The sequence below is a fragment of the Terriglobus sp. 2YAB30_2 genome (assembly GCF_052114765.1).
In the GTDB taxonomy this organism is placed as follows: domain Bacteria; phylum Acidobacteriota; class Terriglobia; order Terriglobales; family Acidobacteriaceae; genus Terriglobus.
The window spans coordinates 210,995-232,685 of sequence record NZ_JBFRFJ010000008.1; the positions used below are offsets into that span (position 1 = coordinate 210,995).

A 21,691-nucleotide genomic window follows, 5' to 3' on the forward strand; every position below is an offset into this window, starting at 1 on the left:
CAAGGAGAAAGAATCGATGGCTATCGCAGATCGCACCGCAACCGCGGTATGGAAGGGTGGACTGAAGGACGGAAGCGGCGTTATCTCGACGCAGAGCGGCGTTCTGAAGGATCAGGAGTACTCGTTCGTCACACGCTTTGAGAACACGCCGGGCACGAACCCCGAAGAACTGATCGCTGCCGCCCACGCCGGCTGTTACTCCATGGCCCTCTCGGCCGAGCTGACCAAGAACAACACTCCGCCGGCTTCCATCGATACCACCGCCAAGGTCACCCTCGACATGGTCAACGGTGCGCCTACCGTCAACAAGATCCTGCTCACCGTTAAGGCAAGCGTTCCCGGTCTTGATGCCGCGAAGTTCCACGAGATCGCGGACGGCGCCAAGAAGAACTGCCCCATCTCGCGTCTTCTCGCTGCTGCTGAAATCACCCTCGACGCCACTCTTTTGTAAATCAGGCTTAAACAAAAATCCCCGCTCCTATTGGAGCGGGGATTTTTATACGTTGTTCCTTAGGAGCATTTTCCCTGTTGCTGGGTATCCCGGAAGGGTGTGCAGCGGCGTTTTCATTGCGGAAAACGCCCATGGATACGGAAGCCCTGCACTACACCTACAGGGAAAATGCTCTAGCGAATACGGACTCCGAAGCTGAGGCCCGGGCGATAGTAGTAGGGCGGCGGTACCGGCCGCACATACACCGGACGCGGAGCGTAGTAGACAGGTCTCGGTCCGTAGTAGCCATAAGGCCGGTAGCCATAGGGGCGGTAGTAGCCGCCATAGTACGGCCGATAATAGGGCGGCGGAACCGGACGAGCCACGACTACCGGGCCGCCAACCTGAACACCAACCGCAACCTGGGCCTCGCTCTTCTGCGGAGCGGCGATAAACATCGCACCGGCCAGTGCAGCACCTGCAATCCACCTGGAAATCGTCTTCAGAGCATTCATCGCATTTGCCTCCTGCGTACATCAGGTTGAACGGGGAACTTCGCTTTGTGTTGCGCGCAACCTTTCAAAAATCCCGGGTCGCTGCTGTAACCTGCTGATTTCAAATAAGAAAAATGCGGGGCGGGAAGGTGCGCCCGCCCCGGGTGGAAGATCTTTTAATTAGCGGCGTCCGTAGCCGTACCCATAGCCGTGGTCACGGTCATAGCCGCGTCCGCGATCATGGTCGTAGTCCCGACGGTAGTCGCGGTCATAGCGGTGTTCGCGCTCCCAACGCTCGTGCTCCCAGTACTGGTGACGGCGCCAGTCGTCACGGCCGTAGTAGCCGTTGTAATAACCACCGTTGTAGGCATAGGCATACGGATATGCAGGCTCCGCTACAACGACTGGGCCTCCGACCTGCACGCCAAACGAGACATGCTGCGCCTCAGCTTTGTGTGAGAGACCGAAGAACATCACGGCAGCCATTGCCGCTCCACCCATCCACTTCGTTGCCGACTTGATCGTATTCATATGCGGTAACCTCCGCCTTACGTTCTGCTCAAACGCGCTTTATCGCGCGTTGTTTCGCGCAACAAACATCCCTGCAACGGGTTGCGAGGCGGTAATGTTAGCCGGGTAACAAAAAAGGGAGCCCGAAGGCTCCCTTTTTTGTTATCGGTTTGTGCTTCGTTAGAAGAGAACTCGTCCGCCGACCTGGATGACGCGGACGCCGCCACCGCTGCCGGTGATCTGGCCGAAGTTCGATGCGGACATCGACGCCGAAGGTCCACCCAGGTTGACCAGGTTGAAGACGTTCTGGAATTCGCCGCGAAGCTGGAACTTCACTTCTTCGTAGACATTGAAGCTGCGGAAGAGCGAAGCATCGACATTGCGGTAGCCAGGGACGTCGAGCGTCGCAGGACGCGTGTTGCCCAGCAGACCTCCAGGACCGACACCCGGGCAGCCGGCGTCCGTACCCGGACGGCAGTACACGGAGGTATCGAACCACTGCTTCATTTCGGCCACGCGCGAGCTCTGCGGCAGCGTATGGGCAACGGCGCCAGGCTTCAGGCTCGGACGGTTGTTGCCCAGGCCGGAGAAGTAGTTGTCGTTACCGGTGGTGACGGTGAAGGGCTGGCCGCTGTTCGCAGTCCAGATACCCGTGACGGTCCAGCCATTCAGGGCCGTACGCACAAGACGGTTGTACTGCGTGAAGTAGTCGGGCTTCCAGACGAAGGACATCGTCATCATGTGACGGCGGTCCTGGTCAGAACGCTGACGGTACTCCAGTTCGGGGTAGTTGGCATCGACGAAGGTGCCGTTCAGGCCGCTTGTGGAGTCCAGTGAGTTGCTCTGCAGCGTCTTGCTCCAGGTGTAATAACCGCTGGCGCTGACGTGATGCGTCAGGCGCTGCTCGATCTTCACCTGCAGACCGTTGTAGTTCGAGTTCTGGTTCGAGCGGATGATCCAGACGTTGCTGTAGGTTGGGTTCGCCGCCGAAAGGCCGAACTGCGCGTTCAGAGGGCGCCGATTGTTGATCGTTGCGCTCGTATTCGCGTAACCGCAGGCCTTGGTGGTATCCGGGATCTTGTGAGCGGTATCTGTAAAGCAGGAAGGACCGGAGAGTCCAGTGTCCGGGTTGATGTTGAAGATTGGTCCGTTGATGTCGTTGTACAGCGGCGATTTGCGATTGAGCGAACCCACGTAGTTTGCGCTCAGGGCGAGGCCGTTGCCGAACTGCTGCTGGAAGCCGAAGTTGATCTGGATCGAGTACGGCCAGCGGTAGTTCGGATCCATCGCTACGAGCTGGTTGAACGGAAGGAAAGATGCTGTGCCCGTCTTGTAGTCGAACTGGAGAGATGGATAGGGGTTCGTGCCCGTTGGGAACTCCGTCGGGTCACCCTGGTACGGATGCGTGAGCGACGCCACTTTGGTGTAGCCGCTGTTACGCACGGCGTACGGAGCGTAGTTTGACGGGAACTCCCACTGGTTGCCGGAGATGCCGCCGAAGAACAGCCCGGCCGCTCCATGGAACACAGTCTTGCCTTTGCCGTCCGGGTCCCAGTTGAAGCCGAAACGGGGCGAGACATGGTTGAGCGGAGTGAACGCACCGCCATTTGGAACGCCAGGATCACCCGGGAACTGCATACCGAGCGGAGCCAGCTTCTGCGTCGTCCCGATGATCGATACGTTCTGGAATGCATGTGACTGCGCACCCGGAACGAAGTTGGAGTTCATGTGGCGGCTGTCGGTCGGCGCCAATTGGATGTCGTAGCGCACACCGGTGTTCAACGTCAGGTTCGGAAGGATGCGCCAGTCGTCCTGGGCAAACATGCCGTAGCTGAACCAGTTCGCGTTTGCGTACAGGCCGGTGTCCTGGCCCATGCTCGAAGGGCGTCCCGAGAGAAAATCAGCCAGAGCGTTGGTCGTGCGGGCAAAGGTGCTGCCGGTCGTGCTCGAGAAGCTGAACGATCCATAGTTGTTCAGCGAGGTCAATTGGAAGTCCTTCTCCAGGCCGGCTTCGCCACCGAGGTACAGTGAGTGATTGCCACGGGTCGTCGAAAGAACGTCGCGGACAGCATAGACGTTTGCCCCTGCCTTTGGTCCGGTGATGGCCTGGGTCAGCGTGAAGCCCTCCACGCCGCCAATCGAGATCTGCGCCAGTGAGGGAGTGCCCACCACACCCAGGTCGGAGCCGAAGTCCGCCAGTGTCTGCTTCGATGGATCTCCCGAGACTGCATTCCGTCCGCCGTTCTGCCGCGTGTAGCTCAGCCAGAACTGGTTGACGGTGCGGCCGCTGACCGTCCATATATCGCTGATGTTTGCATTCTGCTGCTTGTTCTTGTAGTCAGAGGACGACCACTGCTGTGTAAAGCCGCCCAGATTGACGTGTAGCTTGTAGTTCAACAGGAAGTAGTTCAGGGTCACCCGGTGTGCCGGCGTGATCTGGTGATCCGTCTTGATCAGATACTCCTCGTTCTGTTCCGGTGCGGGTTCGCGTACGCGATAGGTATATTGCGTATCCCCTGTCTGGAATGGAAGCTTCGGTTGCTTCGTGATCGCGCTGCGAATGTAAGTCAGTATGTTGACGGCTGTCGGGTCACGGAACTTCAGCTTGTTGCCCGGCAATGGTTGCTTGTAGGTCGGGCTGTTGGGATCAGGATCGCAGACCAGGAACTTCTGGTTCGCATTGTCGAGGGATGTGGGGGTGTCGCTGCACTTGGTGATGTCCGAGGGCATGTTCTCGGAGAAGTCGCCGTTGAGCTGCGCCACACTCGGCAGGCTGCCGCTGTTGGTTGCTGTTGTCCGAAAACGATACACACCGAAGCTGCCGAAGAAGAAGTCCTTGTTCCGGCGGATCGGCCCGCCAAACGTCGCGCCAAAACGATGCTGGTTGTAGTCGCCCTTGGTGCTGGAGTTATGAGCGACAGAGTTGAAGTTCTTATCGCGGAAGAATTCGAAGACCGATCCGTGGAAACTGTTTGAGCCGCTTTTGGTCACAACGCTGACCACAGCCGAGGAGTAACGCCCCAGTTGCGCGCTGTAGTTGTTGGTTACGACGTTGAACTGGCTTACCGCGTCGGGATTCGGCACCTGGTTACCCGAGTTGCGGAGGCCGGTCATGTTCAGCCCGCCGTCCAGATAGTAAGAGACTTGGCCGACGAAGCCGTCTGTCGATCCGTTCACCAGGACCTTGATCTCCTGGTAGCCCAGGTTGTTGACCGTGTTCACCGACTGTACGCCGGGTACAAGCTGCAGCAGACGGTCAACGTTACGGTTTACCAGCGGCAGGTTGTCGATCTGCCGGTTGTCCACCGTCGAGCCCAGCGTCGCGGATCCCAGGTTTACCAGCGGGATATCAGCCGTCACGTTGACGGTTTCAGCCGTGGCTCCGATCTCCATCTCCAGCGTCAGGCCGGCGCTCTGCATCACGGAAAGCTCGATGCCCAACCGCTCCAGCGTCTTGAAGCCGTCGGCCGTCACTGTAATCCTGTATGGGCCAATGGGAAGGAATTCTTCGCGGAAGGAACCATCTTCCTTGGTTTTGCCGACGCGGATGAAGTTGGTCTGCGTTTGCGTGAAGGTAACGGTGGCGTTTGGGACCACCGCACCGGTTTTGTCGGTCACCGTTCCGAACATCGTCGCCGTGCTCAACTGGGCGAAGGCAGTCGTCAATCCGGTGCAGAGTAATAGCGCGATGATTAACGCGCAACTACGAACTATTCGCATTCTCTAGCTCTCCCTATGAAAGGTGATCCAGGTCATTCCTCGGGATCACCCACAACGCCTCAGGAGCTCTTTTGGGGCTTCCTTAAGGCCAAAAGCCACGCTCGTCTCTCAAGTCACAACTTGCAAGTGACTCACTGTTTGAAACAGAGTGTTCGCTCCCGGTACTGAAGAAAAACGTTTGTCTCAAACATGGGACAAACAATTGGTGGATGACCGGAAGTGCTGATGTGCGCTATGATTGCGGCTTATCAGCAAATGTCCACGGTTGGTCTAGAGCGGGTCTTATGGACGCCTGTCACAGAGGCGGACCGGGAAGAGGTGCGCGCCTCGCTGCAGAAGGTGCTAAGGAGTCCGCAGTTCTCCAGCAGCAAGCGCTACCCGGCCCTGCTGAAATATCTGGTCGAGAAGACGCTCGAAGGCCAGGGCGATCAGCTCAAAGAGCGGACCATCGGTGTCGAAGTCTTTGGCCGCCCGGTGGACTACGATACCAATACCGATACTGCTGTCCGTTATTCCGCGGGCGAAGTGCGAAAGAGACTTGCTCTTTATCATCACGCCCGCGAAGCTGACCCAATCCACATCGTCTTATCAACGCGGTCGTATGTGCCGGAGTTTCAACGGCTTGAGGCGACAGAGAGCGGAGTGGTGCAGGTAAGCCCAGCTCCCGTGGACGATCGGGCCTTTGCCGGACTGATAGCAGAGTTGCGATCTGCCGAAAAGTGGAAGCGGACCGCGCTGGCATCCATCTCTTTGCTGTGCCTCCTTATATTAGGAGCGGGCTTTTTATGGGTGCGCGGCTTTCTACACAGGGATGCGTTGGCCGGCTTCTGGCGTCCTGTACTCGAAACGAAGCAGCCGGCTTTGATTTGCCCAGGCGGTGTAGTGTTCTCCGCGGCCTCGCCATCGGGGACAAAGGTAGCCGATCAGTCCATCCCAGATCCGTTTCTCTCCTTCGGAAGTACTCTGGCAGTGGGGCGGGTAGCGGTGGTTTTAAACGGTCACGCCGGTCAGTATCGAGTCCAATCGGCTGCAACGACGACGCTGGCCCAGATCTCAGATGGTCCCGTCATCTTTATTGGTGCGTACAACAACCAGTGGGCTCAGCGTTTTCTCGAGCCGCTTCGTTTCCACTTCCAGCCGAAACCCGACGAAGCGATCCTGGATCATGCAAATCCAGGAAGGATCTGGAGACGGGATCCTTCAAAACCTTTCGATCAGAAGCCTGATTACGCCATCGTCGCTCGCTTCCGGGAGGCGTCAACGGCGAACACAATCGTCGTGATCGCAGGACTGCAGCGATTTGGGACAGATGCCGCATCGCAGTTCGCGGTGAATCCGGAGCTGCTGGCACAGCTCGATCGTCGCTTAGGACCGGACTGGATCCATAAGAACATCGAAGTGGTGCTGAAGGTAGATGTTGTTGATGGACGAATCGGCGCACCGCAGATCGAGGACGCCGCTATCATCTAGGCGCCGAGGTGGCTCAGAACGTTTGTGAGGACGGGCGTAGACTAATCTCCTCATGCGATCCCTTGTTCTCTTCAGCGCAATCACCGTCGGCGCGGTCGTAGCCGCTTCCGGGCAGGCAAAACGCCCGATGACCTTTGAAGACCTGCAACAGATCAAGCGCGTTACCGACCCGCAGATTTCGCCATCAGGAAAATGGGTAATGTTCTCGGTCACTTCCGTGGATCTGGCTACTAATAAAAAGACCATGCACCTCTATACCGTTCCCGTCGACGGCAGCGCGAAGGAGAAGGCTATCACTGCGGGCAAGGACGGAGAGACTGCAGGCCGCTTCTCTCCTGATGGCAAACAGGTGCTCTTCCTCTCCAGTAATGAGGGTAGCCAGCAGATCTATCTCGCGCCCTGGGATGAGCAGCAGGGAATCGTTGGCCCCTCGCAGAAGCTTACGAGTATCTCGACCGAAGCTGATGGAGCCATCTGGTCTCCAAAGGGCGATTGGATCGCGTTCGTCAGCGAGGTCTATCCGGAGTGCGCGACTGAAGGTGCTGTAGACGATGCCTGCAACAAGGCAAAGGACGATGCCGCAGCAAAGAGCCCGGTAAAGGCTCAGATCTGGGATGGTCTTCTCTATCGCCATTGGGATCACTACCAGGGATCGAAGCGAAGCCACGTTCTGTTGGTCAGTGCCGATGGCAAGCAGATGCACGATGTGACACCCACACGCGATATCAAAGACCACATCGCTCCTACCTTCTCGCTCGGCGGACCCGTGGGCTATGCGTTCTCGCCCGACGAGAAAGAGCTGGCCTACGTGGTGAATATGGACGAGGTTCCGGCGGCCAGCACCAATAACGATATCTACACGGTGGACCTTACTGCTCCGAGTGCAAAACCGGTCAAGCTTACGACCTCACCCGGCAGTGATGATGGTCCGGCGTATTCGCCTGATGGGAAGTACCTTGCCTTCCGTTCGCAGGCGCGAGCCGGATATGAGTCAGACCGCTTCCGGTTGATGTTGTATGACCGGGAAAAGAAGACGACCAGAGAGGCAGTCAGAAAATTCGACAACTGGGTGGATGAGTTTACCTGGTCGCCTGATTCGAAGCATATCTACTTCGCTTCGGGTTCGGAGGGGCAGGAGCCTGTACTTGCTGTTGAGATTGATGGTCAGGCTGCCGGGGAAGCAAAAGACGTCGTGCATGGAGCGGAGTTCAGTTCTCTAGCTCTGGCGCCTGACGGCAAGACATTGATTGCGGCTGCGATGAAGGTAGACCGCCCGGCAAGTATCGTCTCGGTGGCAACGGCAGGCCCGTCGGATCATTACGCGGAGTTGCTAAAAGGGAATGATGACCTGATCCATCAGCTTGAGCTTCCGGCGATGGAGTCCTTCAAGTTCCCAGGCGCCGGTGGCACTTCCGTGCAGGGCTTCATCATCCGCCCGCCGAACTTTGATTCGCAGAAGAAGTATCCGCTGAAGTTCCTCATTCACGGCGGCCCCCAAGGCGCCTGGGGCGACGCATGGAGCTATCGCTGGAACCCCGAGCTCTTCGCCGCTAACGGCTATGTCGTTGTGATGATTAACCCGCGTGGATCCACGGGGTATGGCCAGGCTTTCATCGATGGTGTGAATGGAGACTGGGGTGGTAAGTCATACATCGATCTGATGAAGGGCCTCGACTATGCCGAAGCGCATTATCCATTCATTGATAAAGACCGTGAGTGTGCTCTCGGAGCGAGTTATGGCGGTTTCATGGCCAACTGGATTCTGACGCATAGTCATCGCTTCAAGTGCATTGTGACGCACGACGGCATGTACAACCCGCAGTCGGCCTACGGCTCTACAGAAGAGATGTGGTTTAACGAGTGGGAGTTCCGTCGTGCCGGTGACAAGGAACCTGGCCAGCCGTGGCGTTACGCGTCCTTATCCGCCGCGCAGGATCCCTTCCGCAAGTGGTCGCCCATGCTGAATATCAAAAACGCAAAGACACCCACGCTGGTTGTTCATAGTCAGAGAGACTACCGTCTCGATGTCAGTGAAGGCTTCCAGCTCTTTACCGCGCTGCAGCGGCTTCACATACCCAGCAAGATGCTGTACTTCCCGGATGAGGGCCACTGGGTGCTGAAGCCGCAGAATTCGCGGCTGTGGTATCAGACGGTCAATGACTGGTGCGACCGTTGGACTCATAGCAACGCTTACGCAAAGTAGCGCTGAAGGCGCGTTCTATACCAGCCTGGGGCAACGCCCCAGGTCTCGGATGCTCACAAAAAGTTAAAGGGCTGAAGGCCCGCTCTATAACTCTGCAGTGAATCGAATTTGCCGCTATGTCGTAGTTAAACGAAGAGGGGATTCAGCCACGCTGAATCCCCCTTTCACGTTGATGCTGCCGGCCAGGCCTACGGCTCAATGACGATGGAGAAGTTGAAGGACTGCGTCGATCCTCCATTTGCTGTGGTCTGAGCATTGATGGTGACCGTCTGCTGCCCAGTCGGAGCGCTCGACGTTATGGTTGGGCTTCCGCCGCATCCGCTCACCGGCAGTAGCAACATTGCTGCGAACAGCACCAACAAACCACGCTGCAGCATGCGGCGTCGACGTAAACCGAATGCCAGAAGTGGCATCGCAAAAAGCGATGCCAAACGCAAGCTTGAACTCGTCATAAGAGCGGCCGAACTCGTGCGTGTGCTGACTGTAATCGTCGTCGACTGCGGCTGATTGTCTCCATTGAAGGTCAACGTCGCCGGAGCGAAGCTGCAGGAGACGCTGGAGGGCAGGTTGCCGCAGGAGAAGGTTAGCGTGCCGATGTAGTTGCCGGTCGGTGTTGCGGTGATCGTCGCTGTGCCACTCTGCCCCTGTTTGATCGTTAGGGTGGTTGGATTGGCCGCAAGACCGATACCGAAGAGCACGACGGTCTCATTGAAAGAAGCGGATGTGACGGAACTGAAGTTCGTATCGCCGGTGTACAGCGCCGTGATGGTGTGGACTCCAGTGGTGGAGAAAGTAGTGGTGACGCTGGCCGCACCGCTGATCAGGGGAACACTCCCCAGCAGAGTTGTGCCCTCATAGAAGCCCACGGTGCCCGTCGGTGTTCCGTAGGAGGCGGCAAGCGCGGCGCGGAAGGTCGTGGCGACACCGGTGCCAACGCCGATCGTAATCGGTGAGGTCTGGGTGACGGTGATCGAAGGCGTCGCTTTATTGACCACCAGAGTTGTAGAACCGTTGGCACTGCTGTAGTTTGCCGTATCGGCGGGAGTGAAGATGGTCGCGAGTGTCTGCGATCCTGCGCCGAGCACTGTTCCTGAAGCTGGAGCGTAGGCGAAGGTGCCGGCTACAGAGCCGGTTGCATTCAACTGCGTTGCAGACAGCGCTGTTCCATAGGTAATCGCGGATGGGGCCGCCCATGTGATCGTCGGCGTTGCTTTGTTTACTACCAAAGTCGTCGTTGCCGTGGCGCTGTTATACGATGTCGCATCGGTAGGGGTAAATGTCACTGAGAGCGTTTGTGTGCCGGGCGCCAGCACTGTACCCGGCCCGGGTGAATAAACAAAGGTTCCAGCCACACCGCTGGTTGCGTTCAATTGCGTTGCCGATAGCGCCGTGCCGTAGGTGATGGGGGCCGGTGTCGACCACGTAATCGAAGGCGTTGCCTTGTTCACTGTCAATGTCGTCGTGGCAGTGATGCTGTTGTAGTTCGTTGTGTCCGTGGGAGTAAATGTTACTGAAAGGGTTTGCGGACCAACCCCCAGGACTGCACCTGCTGCGGGGGTGTAGGCGAAGGTGCCCGCTACCGCGCTGGTCGCATTCAACTGTGTTGCAGAAAGCGCGGTTCCATAACTGACCGCGGCAGGTGCTGCCCACGTAATCGAGGGTGTGGCTTTGTTGACTACCAGGGTCACGGTCGCCGTTGCGTTGCTGTAGGTCGTAGTGTCCGTAGGAATAAATGTTACCGAAAGCGTCTGTGATCCTCCTGCAAGAACCACTCCTGCGGCGGGGGAATAAACGAAAGCTCCTGCTATGGAGCTGGTTGCATTCAGCTGAGTTGCGGAGAGCGCCGCTCCGTATGTAATAGCTGCGGGTGTGGGCCAGGTAATGGTGGGCGTAAGCTTCGAGACAACTTCGCTGAAGCCTGCCGACGTAACGGTATTGAAGTTGGTGTTGCCAGAGTACCCCGCGGTGATTGTGTGTGTACCCGCCGTGGTAAATGTTGTTGTGATGCTGACCGTGTTGCCACTCAGTGTTCCTGCACCGATCGAGGTGGCGCCGTCATAAAACGTAACGGTGCCGGTAGGTGTCCCGTAGCCTGCGGCGAGTGTGGCCAGTAATGTTGTGGCCGTGCCCACGTTGGTACCTGGGGTCGTGGGTGAGGTCTGCGTCACCGAGATTGAGGGCGTGGCTTTATTTACGACCAGCGTTGTCGTTGCGGTTGTGGTGCTATATGTCACCGTATCGGTTGGCGTGAAGGTTGCCGACAGCGTTTGCGTTCCGGGCGCAAGCACCGTTCCTGCCACGGGCGAATAGGCAAAGCTGCCCGCAATCGCTGTACTCGCATTGAGCTGCGTTGAAGAAAGAGCCGTGCCGTAGGTGATCGCGGCTGGCGGAGGCCAGATGATGTTCACGGCCGTGGGGCCGACTTGCATCGAGAGGGGCGTGCTGGAGGCTTGCCCGAAGAAACCGCTGCCAGGAAATTGCGCGACGATGCTATGCGATCCTGCGGAGAGCGATGACGTCGTAAACTGCGCTACACCATTGTTTAAAGTGCCGGTGCCAAGGATCGTCGATCCCTCCGAAAAGTTGATCGTTCCACCTGCCGTTTGATTCCCTTCGTTGAACGGAGACAGTGTTGCGGTAAATGTCACCTGCTGGCCGGTATTAATGGGATTGCGGTTGACCGCCAGCGTTACTGTGACCGGAATCGGCGCGATAATCGTGGCGGTGTTGGAAGTCTCATCCAGATAGTTGGTATCTCCTGGATACGTGGCCTGAATGGAATGGTAGCCATACGGAGGGCCGTTCACTGTAATCCCTGTCGCGTTGGCAGTGTAGACCGTAGGCGCGGTGTACAGGGTTATCGCGATACTTAGGGGGGGCCCAATATATGCCTGGGTATATACGGGGATGTCGGAGGTGGTATCTCCATTGAAATCCGGCAGATAGGTCGGTATAGCAGGTAATTCAAAATCCTGGTTCGAGAATCCGCGAGTTGATGTTTTGTTCCCGAAAGCGCCTGTGCCATCGCCAAAGGTTACGGACACGAAGTAATAGCCCGGCACGTGGTAACCCCCGGCGTAAGCCGTGGCCATCCCGAGATCGGCTTTGCCGTCTCCATTGAAGTCACCTGTGAAATAGATTCCGTTCGAATACCCATACGGGTCAGAAAGATCGACAGCAATGGGAGCCTGGAAGGTGCCGTCTCCGTTGCCCAGGACCACGGCGTCACCCGTAAAAAGATCCGGATTGCCATCGTGGTTGAAGTCGGCGATGAGTGCTGTGTAATAAGTCGGAGCAGGTATGGCTGTAAATGTTCCATCCGACTGTCCCAGATAAAGGGTCCCGTAAGCAAACAGATCCGTCCGCCCATCATGGTTGAAATCGGCAGCTAATTGTCCGGAAACTCCAGTGGCAATTACCCTCTGGAAGGTCCCGTCGCCATTGCCGAGGAAGAGGGTTTCGCGGTTGTAAATATCTTGTTTGCCATCACCATTGAAATCACCTACGAAAATACTGGAATATGATGTGTCGCCACTGGCGATGGTGGTAGCGGTCGCGAAGGTCCCATCCCCGTTTCCCCGCAGCAGAGATAGACCAGAGGTTCCCGTCAAAACGACATCCAGCTTGCCGTCATGATCGAAGTCGGCGACTGCGAAAGATAGGCTGAATCCATCGGCAGTTGGCGTTCCTGAAAATGTCCCGTCGCCGTTTCCGTGCAGAAAAGCTATGGAATTCCCTCCCACCGGATACACCGGATAAATGAGGTCAGCCTTGCCGTCGTTGTCAAAGTCTGCGGCATAGAGAGCGCCAGGCAAGTGGGTCATGCTGGTGTACTTCGTCGGTTGCAATACTGGTGTTGGAGGACCAAACCTAGCAGTCGCGAGCGAGCTGTTGTTTGCTGTGAGGTCGACGAACGAGACGCTGCCCGTCGGAGCGATCTCTTGGGCCGGTGTGGTGAGCTGTGCGCTAAGTGTGTAGGTACTACCGACCTGCTGGGGATCAGCCAGGGTGAGGGTGCTCACAATGCCGAGCGGCGGTCCTACGGTCAATGTCACCGCATTACTGGTGGCGGAGGACAGATTGGTGTTGCCGCGAATTCGGGCCGTGATCACATGTGTTCCCTGACTGAAGTTCCTCCAGATCACATGAGCCACGCCGCCGGACGGATAACCGCTGGTCACCGCGGTCGATCCGTCATAGATATCGACCCAGTTGCTGTCGCAGGAGTAGCTGCCGACCGTGCAAGGAGTCACCGTGACGGTCATGTCGGCCCTAGCCCCATAAGTCGACGGATTTGGGCTAATGGCCAACGAGAGCGTCGCCTGCGAAGTGCTTCCGGTAATCGCCTGGGTTGTAGAGATAGCGGCACCGTAATTTGCATCGCCGGCGTAATGTGCCCGCACCTGATGGGTGCCACCCGGCGACACGATCACGTTGGTCGCGGTCGCAGTGAAGGTATTGGTCGCTGTATATCTGCGTACACCTGCAAACTGCGTCGAGTCATCAGCGCCTGGATAGAATTCGAGCAATGTATCGATGCCGCTTCCGGCTAGATCAACCGATAGGAAAGGGTGGCGATAATAGGCTATAAAACTGATATCTGTAAAAGTCTGTGGAGAAGAAAAGCTGCCATCCGAGCGTCCAAAGAGAACGGTTAATATGCTGAACGGCGAATATTAATTCTGTATCGGGTAGTTTCCGAGAAACGCCAGGTCAGGCACTCCATCCCCATTGAAATCTCCGCTCGCGATCGACGAGTAGGTAAATTGGTAGGGACTCCCGTACCAGTTGATGGGGCCGGGGCCAGGATCAATACTGTACGTCGATACAGCCTGGAACGTGCCATCGCCATTTCCGAGAGCGACCATAGCATTCCCACCGCTGAATCCCGCTACATCAAGCTTTCCGTCATGATTGAAGTCTGCGACGGTTACTTGGGTGCCGATGGGTCCGGAGGTGTGATTGACGGTCTGGAAAGTTCCGTTGCTCAACCCCAGCAGGGTGAAATTGTCTCCGTAGATGTCAGCGCGGCCGTCATTGTTAAAATCCCCGACGGGACCGATGGCTGCATTGGTGTTTACGGCCGCCGCAAACGTGCCGTCACCATTTCCAAGATAGAGATGGCTCGGGTAGTAACCTGTACTGAATAGATCCAGTTTTCCATCGCCATTGAAATCGCCGCTTTGCAGTGAGGTATGGCTATATTGGGGTATAGTCTCCGTGAATTGCGTGGGGGCCTGGAAGGTTCCGTCGCCGTTCCCCCGGCGTATCATGGTCGTTGCGTTAGCAGGACCTGAACTCGTATCGGCGAGTGCTCCAGATGAAGCGGCAATATCAAGTTTACCGTCTCCATCCCAGTCGCCCACTGCCAGCGAGGTGGTCTGCATCGTGACCAAACTGTCGGCGATGCCGGCCTGAAAGGTGCCGTCTCCATTCCCTTTGAAAAAGGTCAGGTAGTAGTTGTTGTCGACAAACAGAAGGTCGGCTTTACCGTCTCCATCGAAGTCACGAGCAAGAACGTTGGACGTGTATCCGTATAACGAGGTGAACGACTGGGATCCATTTTGCACGATCGAAGAAGTCAGGGAAGAGGAAAACGGCGCTGAGCCAAGAACCGCATTCGAATACGTTGTATCTTCGAATGTCACATTTCCTGTGGGCGGGTGAACCTGCGCCAGTGCCGTGTATTGACCGGCGAGCGTGTATACGCCGGCGGTTCCAGTTGGAGTAACCGTAATAGTAGGCGTCTGGGCTGACAAGCCTATAGAAAACGCAAGGCAAACTGCGATGCGACCAACGGCAGCGAGGCGGTTCATAAATTGTCCTGAGAAAAAAGGGAATCGTGCAGTTCCAAGTAAAGCGCGACTCCGACGTCAGGTCAACCGTTTTAGCCCTTTGTGGTTTTTTCATCACTGATGCTGTTCCACGACTATCAATATCGCGTAAAGAAAAACGCGCACGTCCCTTTCGGAAGCGTGCGCGTTTCAATAGCGAATAGTTGTCAGTGGTTATCTACGGCTCAATGACGATGGAGAAGTTGAAGGACTGCGTCGATCCTCCATTTGCAGTTGTTTGAGCATTGATGGTAACGGTCTGCTGTCCTGTCGCCGCAGAGCTGGAGGTGGTGGTTGGGCTGCCACCGCATCCGGTTGTTGGCAGCAGAAGCATTGCGGCGAACAGCACCAGCAATCCGCGCTGTAGCATGCGGCGTCGACGTAAGCCGAAGGCGAGCAAGGGCAACGCGAGGATCGAAGCCAGACGCACGTTCGAAGTGCTCATAAGAGCGGCTGAGGTCGTGCGTGTGATCACCGTAATGGTACTGGTCTGCGGCTGGTCGTCTCCGTTGAAGGTCAGCGTCGCCGGGGCAAAGCCGCAGGAGACGCTGGAGGGCAGGTTGCCGCAGGAGAAGGTTAACGTGCCGGTGTAATTGCCGGTCGGTGTTGCGATAATCGTCGCTGTGCCACTCTGCCCCTGTTTGATCGTCAGGGTGGTTGGATTGGCAGCAAGGCCAATCCCGAAGAGTACGACCGTCTCGTTGAAGGCTGGGGACGTGACGGTGTTGAAGCTCGCATCGCCGCTATAAAGCGCGGTGATGGTATGAACTCCCGTCGTGGAGAAGGTAGTGGTGACGCCGGAGTCTCCGTTGATCAGGGGGGCACTGCCGAGTAGCGTGGTGCCCTCATAGAAACCCACGACACCCGTTGGTGTTCCGTATGACGCGGCAAGCGCTGCGCGGAAGGTCGTGGCTACACCGGTTCCAACGCCGATCGTAATCGGTGAAGTCTGAGTTACGGTGATCGAAGGTGTCGCCTTGTTCACGGCCAGCGTTGTCGAACTGCTGGCGCCGTTGTAGTTTGCCGTATCGGTCGGAGTGAAGGCCGCGGAGAGCACCTGCGACCCGACTCCCAGAACCGTTCCACTAACCGGCGAATAGACGAAAGACCCGGCGACTGTAGTGGTTGCATTCAACTGGGTCGCAGAGAGTGCCGTCCCGTAAGTAATTGCTGCAGGTGTTGCCCATGTGATCGAGGGCGTTGTCTTGTTCACCACCAAAGTCGTTGTGGCCGTGGCGCCGTTATATGTCGTTGTGTCGGTGGGAGTAAATGTTACTGAAAGCGTTTGGGTACCGGCTCCGAGAACAGCGCCTGCAGCAGGAGAATAAGTAAAGCTGCCAGCCACGGTGGAGGTTGCGTTCAATTGGGTCGCCGAGAGCGCAGTTCCGTAGTTGATGGCCGAAGGTGTCGACCAGATAATCAAAGGGGTAGTCTTTGACACCACTTCATTGAAAGCAGGCGATGTGACTGTGTTGAAGTTGTTGTCTCCGCTATAAATTGCGGTAATGACATGCGTGCCTTCAGACGAGAAGGTTGTAGTCAGTGTTGCGGCTGCAGCACTGACCGGTGCCGTTCCAATCGCTATCGAGCCATCGTAGAAGGTTATAGTTCCGGTCGGCCATCCATAGATGATGGCCGTAAGACCAGCACGTAGGACTGTGGCTGTTCCAACATGTGTGCCTGTTGTCGTGGGTGAGGTCTGCGTGACCGCGATGGAAGGCGTTGCCTTATTCACAACCAGTGTCGTGGTTGCGGTCGCATTGCTGTATGTCCCCGGATCGGTGGGCGTGAAGGTTGTCGATAATGTTTGCGACCCAGTGCTGAGTACAGTGCCTACCCCCGGCGAATAGGCAAAGCTGCCTGGGACAGTGGTACTTGCATTCAACTGCGCTTGGGTAAGCGTCGTGCCATAGGTAATTGCCGGGGGCGTGGGCCAGGTGATGTTCACTGGACGATGGTTCACCTGCACGGAGATCGGTGCGCTGGTCGCAAGCGAGAACTCCGGGTCTCCAGCAAAACTTGCCGTGATGCTATACGAGCCAGGAGCCAGCGCGGTCGAGACTTGTGCGACTCCATTGTTCAAATTGCCGGATCCCAGAAGCCTCGTTCCCTCCCGGAAATAGATGAGTTCGCCGTTTGTGGAGGCATTGATGTCGCTGAATGGAGAGAGTGTCCCGGTAAATGTTAGGTTTTGGAAGGCAAGTACTGGATTGGGAGCAACGGCAAGCGTCAATGTGACTGGTGTTCGTGCAAACACGCTGACAGTATCGGAAGTCGCGTCCAGGTAATTGACATCTCCTGGGTATTGCGCCTGAATGGAATGATTGGCTGGTGGTGCGAACAGCGTAACGCCCGTTGCCGTGGCGGTATACACCGTTGGGGTAGTAAATACTGTCAGCCAGTTGCTTGCATCGAATCGCTGACCGTACACGGCGATGTCAGAGGCAGCATCTCCGTTGAAGTCCGGCAGATATGACGGAACAGTTTCCAGTATGCGGTCAGACGTGTTGTATGTAGTTTTGTTTGTGAAAGCGCCTGTTCCGTCTCCAAAGGTGGCCACCATGACGTAGGCGGTTGAATTACCGGGGGGAACGTTATAGTACGTCGCCAGCAGGCCAACATCGGCTTTGCCGTCTCCATTGAAGTCGCCGGTAAAGTACTTGACGAATATTAGTGACCCTGAGTTCTCCAGTCCCGTAGCTAGATCGATAGCTTTCGCTGTCTGGAAGCTGCCGTCTCCGTTGCCCAGCAAAAGCGTGTTGTCCGCCGTAAAGACATCCAGCTTTCCGTCATGGTTGAAGTCGAAGACGAGGACAGCCTTGGAATAGGCGGATGGGGCAGGCACGGTGACGAATGTTCCATCCGTCTGCCCCAAGTGGACGCCATCGGTAGCAAACAGGTCTGTTCGCCCATCCTGGTTGAAGTCACCGGCGAGTTGTGCGGTGATATTTGTAGTCGAGGCACCCTGAAAGGTTCCGTCGCCATTTCCGAGAAAGAGATGTTTCGAGGTGATGTTGTAAACGTCCTGTTTCCCGTCGCCATTGAAATCACCGGCGAGCGGAGAGGCATCAAAATCGTTGAGGTCATAGATAGAGATTCCAGGCGTGAAGGTGCCGTCTCCGTTGCCTTTGGATAGAGCTATGTTGTATCCATTAGGCTGAATAACATCCAGTTTGCCGTCATTATTGAAGTCTGCGATGGCAGCCGAGCCACCCCCGCCGTTAATTTCGGTTCCCGAAAATGTTCCATCACCGTTTCCGTGCAGAAAGCCTATAGTAGCCCCTCCCGACGGATAGATGAGGTCAGCCTTTCCGTCGTTGTCGAAGTCCCCGGCATAGAGGGAGGTTGTGTTGTAGTTCTCGTTCATAACTGTCTGGTCGGTCTTGAACACGGGAGCCGGAGAACCAAGGGTGGCGGTTGCGAGAACATTATTATTCGCCGCGAGATCGAGGAACGAGACGCTGCCGGTTGGGGCGGGGGTAAGAACAGGAGAAGTAAACTGCGCTGTCAGCGTATGCGAATCCTCGGATTCCAACGCGTCGGTGAGTTTGAGTGCACCGACGATACCGGCAGGCGGGCCTACCGTCAGTGTCACTGGGTTGCTGGTAGCCGAGGAAAGATGTGAGTTGCCGGCGAAGTTGGCCGTAAGCACATGTGTCCCTTGGGCGAAGCTCCGATAGGTCATGTGAGCCACACCGCCGGACGGATGCGCTCTTATCACCGCGGTCGATCCGTCATAGATCGTTACGAAATCAGTGTCGCAGGAGTAACTGCCAACCGTGCAGGGAGCCACCGTGACGGTCATATCGACCGTTGCCAGATAGGTCGATGAATTTGGGGTGACGGCCAAGGATAGTGTCGCGTGTGCATCACTTCCCGTAAGGGCCTGGGGTGTCGTCGCGACTGCGGCATAGTTTGCATCGCCGGCGTAGTGTGCTCGCACCTGATGGGTGCCGCCCGGCGACACCGCAACATTGGTCGCGGTTGCCGTAAAGGTATTCATCAAGACGGGCGCAGTAACTACTGCGCCATAGTTCTGATAAAACGCGAGTGCTTCCTGGAGACCGTCTCCGTTCGTATCCGCTGATAGAAGCTGGCCAGGGTTCTCTCCTCCCCAAGAAAGGTCATAGAGCTGTTTTGGCGAAAAGGTCCCATCGGAGTGTCCAAATAGAATGGCGAACATACCGTATACCGTGTAGTCATAATGTGCGCGATAGGACCACCCGAGAAAGGCCAGATCGGGTACACCATCCCCGTTGAAATCCCCGCTTATGGCAGAGGTGTAGGTCCAATAGTAGTACTGCGGATCAACGTCATAAGTCGAGGCCGTTTGGAACGTGCCATCTCCATTGCCGAGAGAGACCACTGCCGCACTCGATCCATACACTCCAACCCCCTGCGTTCCACTGAGGTTTGCCACATCAAGCTTGCCGTCACCGTTGAAGTCTGCAACGGTTGAAAACCCGGGGCCGACGGAGGAACCATTGACCGCCTGAAAGGTTCCACTGCTCAATCCGAGCAGGGTGGCATAGCCTCCGTGACCATCAGGGGCTCCATAGATATCGGTGCGGCCATCGTTGTTGAAGTCCGCAGCCGGACCAACGGCGCCAATCGTAGCCACAGCAGTAGCAAAGGTGCCATCCCCATTTCCGAGATAGAGATGGCCCGAAGGATTTCCGCTGTAGTTTGTAGAGGCTGCGGCGCTGTATAGATCCAGCTTTCCATCGCCGTTGAAATCGCCGCTTTGCAAAGAAGCTTGTTGATAGTTTTGGGCTATGGTCTCTGTGAGTTGCACGGGGGTCTGGAAGGTGCCGTCTCCGTTTCCCTGGCGTACCTGAATGGCCGCGGTGGCGGGACCCGAACTCGAATTGACTTGTGTCCCAGAGGCAGCGATATCAAGTTTGCCATCCCCGTTCCAGTCACCCGCTGTCAGGAAAGTGGTCTGCATTGAGACGGAACTGTCAGCAACACCGTTCTGAAAGGTTCCGTCTCCATTCCCTTTCAGAAACATCAGGTGGTAACTGCCGTCAACGAGCAGAAAGTCGACTTTGCCGTCCCCATCAAAGTCGCGAGCCAGCACATTGGAGTAATAGCCAGATACCGATTGGAGCCCCTGTCCTTGGTGGGAATAGACTGCGGACGCTGTCAAGGACAGCGGCGCCGAGGCAAGAACCGCATTGGAATAGGTCGTGTCTTCAAACGCCACATTGCCTGTAGGCAGATGGGCCTTCGCCTGCGCAGCATACTGGGCGGTGAGCGTGTAGTTCCCGTTGCTTCCGGTAGGAGTGAACGTAATAGTAGGCGTCTGGGCTGACAAGCCTATAGAAAACGCAAGGCAAACTGCGATGCGACCAACGGCAGCGAGGGCGTTCATAAATTGTCCTGAGAAAAAAGGGGATCGTGCAGTTCCAAGTAAAGCGCGACTTTACTGGTTGGTCAACCGTTTGAGTGTTACCGCTCAGTTAACGGGGAATGGTAAACATCCGACTCCAGCGAGCCAGTCCATGGATACCGCGCTGCTGTTCCTCCGGCGCAGGCACAGAGAAATACACCAGCATTGGCATGCCTTCGGCGAACTCCCGCGGCATGAATCCCCAGTAGCGGCTGTCGCGGCTGTTGTTGCGGTTGTCGCCCATCATGAAGTAATTGCCTGTTGGAAGAATAAGATCGCCGTTGTCGATCAGCGTGCGCATCTGCATCCACCACTGTGCATCGATCTCCGGATCGGCATCATGCAGCGTGGGAAAGTTATCGCGGAAGTGGTCCGGTCGTGACGGGATGTAGATCGCATACGGCTCTTCGATCGGCTGGCTGTTGATCAGCACACGTCCGCCCCGCAGGCGAATGCGCTCTCCCGGCTGCGCGATGGTTCGTTTCACCAGGTGATCATTTGCATCCAGCGGATTATGGAAGACAATGATGTCGCCGCGACGTGGATTGCGATAGGGCATCAGCCAGCGCCATGCTCCACCGGGAGCATAGATCTGCTTATTCACTAATAGAAAGTCGCCGACGAGAAGCGTGTTCTCCATCGAGCCGGAAGGAATCCGGTAAGGCTGCGCTAAGAAGGTGATGATGAAAATCGCTACCGTAATAATCGGCAGCAGGCTGGTGAATGCCTCGAGTGGGCCGTTCGCCTGCACCTCTCGCCGGGTGACGATGACCGTCTCCCGCACAACCGTCTCTTCCGGCGTCCGCACGACGACGACTTCGGCAGTGGCTTCGACGATCTCATCCTTCTGGTCAGACATCAGCGGCCAGCAATCTCTCATAGGCTACCCGTGCGGCAGCCTGCTGTGCTTCCTTTTTCGTGCGCCCTTCGGCCTCGGCAGGAGCTTCAGTCTGTTCCCGTAGCTGCACCTGCACACGAAAACGCTTCTTATGATCGGGTCCGCTCTCTTCTACGACCGTGTACTTTGGCTGGCCTTTGCCTCGCGCCTGCAGAAACTCCTGCAATGCACTCTTATAGTCCCCGATCGCCCCACCGAAACGCGCGCCCTCGGTGACAGCGATACTCAGCTCTTCAATCTTCGGAGCAATGACATGCTGTTCGACGAACGCTCGTGCCGGCGGCAATCCGCCGTCCAGATACATAGCGGCAATTACTGCCTCCAGTGCATTCGAGAGCAGTGCACGCTTCTGGCGGCCGCCACTCTGTTCTTCACCTCGCCCCAGACGAAGATAGTTGCCAAGAGTTAAGGTTTCGGCCACTTCACCCAGATGCGAACGGCTTACCAGCAGAGCCCGCATGCGCGTCAGCTCACCCTCCGTCAATGCAGGGAAACGTATATACAGGGCTTCAGCGACAAGCAGACCCAGCACGGCATCGCCTACAAACTCAAGCTGCTCATTGTCTCTGCCGGCGGTTGCGCCACTGGAGCTTTCGGCAGCTAGTGAGCTGTGTGTCAGTGCCGTTTCCAGCAGATTCGGACGTTGGAACTTGTGGCCCAGGGTCATCAGCAGGGAATCGAGCTCCGCCGGGCCGTTTTGTTTTTTCGCTCGCATTCAGGGACCTGGTCTCGCTCGCCGC

General features: G+C 56.7%; 11 protein-coding genes. 3 read left to right on the forward strand and 8 right to left on the reverse strand.

The genetic code is table 11. The features are described from left to right. Positions 1-16: 16 nt before the first annotated feature. Positions 17-451, forward strand: a complete 435-nt coding sequence (locus AB4Y89_RS13855; protein WP_442301524.1) for an OsmC family protein — start codon at positions 17-19, stop codon at positions 449-451. A gap of 173 nt (positions 452-624) precedes the next feature. Here the strand turns inward: AB4Y89_RS13855 and AB4Y89_RS13860 are convergent, their stop codons facing one another. The 3 genes from AB4Y89_RS13860 to AB4Y89_RS13870 all read right to left on the reverse strand — a co-directional run bounded on the left by AB4Y89_RS13860 (position 625) and on the right by AB4Y89_RS13870 (position 5,154). Next, the gene (locus AB4Y89_RS13860) at positions 625-945 is read right to left on the reverse strand and encodes a hypothetical protein (RefSeq protein ID WP_442301525.1); all 321 of its coding nucleotides are present in this window, start codon (positions 943-945) and stop codon (positions 625-627) included. A gap of 159 nt (positions 946-1,104) precedes the next feature. Next, positions 1,105-1,455, reverse strand: coding sequence for a hypothetical protein (locus tag AB4Y89_RS13865; RefSeq protein ID WP_442301526.1), 351 nt, complete (start codon positions 1,453-1,455; stop codon positions 1,105-1,107). Between the two features lie 159 nt (positions 1,456-1,614). Beyond that, on the reverse strand, positions 1,615-5,154 hold the full coding sequence (locus tag AB4Y89_RS13870) for a carboxypeptidase regulatory-like domain-containing protein (protein ID WP_442301527.1): 3,540 nt from the start codon (positions 5,152-5,154) through the stop codon (positions 1,615-1,617). Positions 5,155-5,379: 225 nt separating this feature from the next. On the opposite strand from AB4Y89_RS13870, the gene AB4Y89_RS13875 reads away from it, so the two are divergent. After that, the gene (locus AB4Y89_RS13875; protein ID WP_442301528.1) at positions 5,380-6,624 is read left to right on the forward strand and encodes a hypothetical protein; all 1,245 of its coding nucleotides are present in this window, start codon (positions 5,380-5,382) and stop codon (positions 6,622-6,624) included. A 52-nt stretch (positions 6,625-6,676) separates the two neighbouring features. Then, positions 6,677-8,827, forward strand: a complete 2,151-nt coding sequence (locus AB4Y89_RS13880) for a dipeptidyl-peptidase 5 (protein WP_442301529.1) — start codon at positions 6,677-6,679, stop codon at positions 8,825-8,827. Positions 8,828-9,015: 188 nt separating this feature from the next. Here the strand turns inward: AB4Y89_RS13880 and AB4Y89_RS13885 are convergent, their stop codons facing one another. From AB4Y89_RS13885 to rnc, 5 genes are all read right to left on the reverse strand, one after another. Next, a complete protein-coding gene (locus tag AB4Y89_RS13885) occupies positions 9,016-13,356 on the reverse strand; it encodes a beta strand repeat-containing protein (protein WP_442301530.1) in 4,341 nt (1,446 codons plus the stop codon). Positions 13,357-13,503: 147 nt separating this feature from the next. Continuing rightward, entirely contained in the window at positions 13,504-14,643 is a 1,140-nt protein-coding gene (locus tag AB4Y89_RS13890; protein ID WP_442301531.1) for an FG-GAP repeat domain-containing protein, read from the reverse strand. 196 nt (positions 14,644-14,839) lie between these two features. Beyond that, positions 14,840-20,035 carry a beta strand repeat-containing protein gene (locus AB4Y89_RS13895; RefSeq protein WP_442301532.1) on the reverse strand — a complete coding sequence of 1,732 codons (5,196 nt, stop codon included), beginning with the start codon at positions 20,033-20,035 and terminating at the stop codon, positions 14,840-14,842. Positions 20,036-20,123: 88 nt separating this feature from the next. Next, a complete protein-coding gene (gene lepB / locus AB4Y89_RS13900; protein WP_442301533.1) occupies positions 20,124-20,912 on the reverse strand; it encodes a signal peptidase I in 789 nt (262 codons plus the stop codon). Further along, positions 20,905-21,666, reverse strand: a complete 762-nt coding sequence (gene rnc / locus AB4Y89_RS13905; RefSeq protein ID WP_442301534.1) for a ribonuclease III — start codon at positions 21,664-21,666, stop codon at positions 20,905-20,907. Before rnc ends, lepB begins: the two co-directional genes overlap by 8 nt. Between the last annotated feature and the right edge of the window lie 25 nt (positions 21,667-21,691).

Coding starts and splice junctions, on each gene's coding strand:
- AB4Y89_RS13855 (WP_442301524.1), top strand. CDS start 17: ATGGCTATCGCAGATCGCACCGCAACCGCGGTATGGAAGGGTGGACTG.
- AB4Y89_RS13860 (WP_442301525.1), bottom strand. CDS start 945: ATGAATGCTCTGAAGACGATTTCCAGGTGGATTGCAGGTGCTGCACTG.
- AB4Y89_RS13865 (WP_442301526.1), bottom strand. CDS start 1,455: ATGAATACGATCAAGTCGGCAACGAAGTGGATGGGTGGAGCGGCAATG.
- AB4Y89_RS13870 (WP_442301527.1), bottom strand. CDS start 5,154: ATGCGAATAGTTCGTAGTTGCGCGTTAATCATCGCGCTATTACTCTGC.
- AB4Y89_RS13875 (WP_442301528.1), top strand. CDS start 5,380: ATGTGCGCTATGATTGCGGCTTATCAGCAAATGTCCACGGTTGGTCTA.
- AB4Y89_RS13880 (WP_442301529.1), top strand. CDS start 6,677: ATGCGATCCCTTGTTCTCTTCAGCGCAATCACCGTCGGCGCGGTCGTA.
- AB4Y89_RS13890 (WP_442301531.1), bottom strand. CDS start 14,643: ATGAACCGCCTCGCTGCCGTTGGTCGCATCGCAGTTTGCCTTGCGTTT.
- AB4Y89_RS13895 (WP_442301532.1), bottom strand. CDS start 20,035: ATGAACGCCCTCGCTGCCGTTGGTCGCATCGCAGTTTGCCTTGCGTTT.
- lepB (WP_442301533.1), bottom strand. CDS start 20,912: ATGTCTGACCAGAAGGATGAGATCGTCGAAGCCACTGCCGAAGTCGTC.
- rnc (WP_442301534.1), bottom strand. CDS start 21,666: ATGCGAGCGAAAAAACAAAACGGCCCGGCGGAGCTCGATTCCCTGCTG.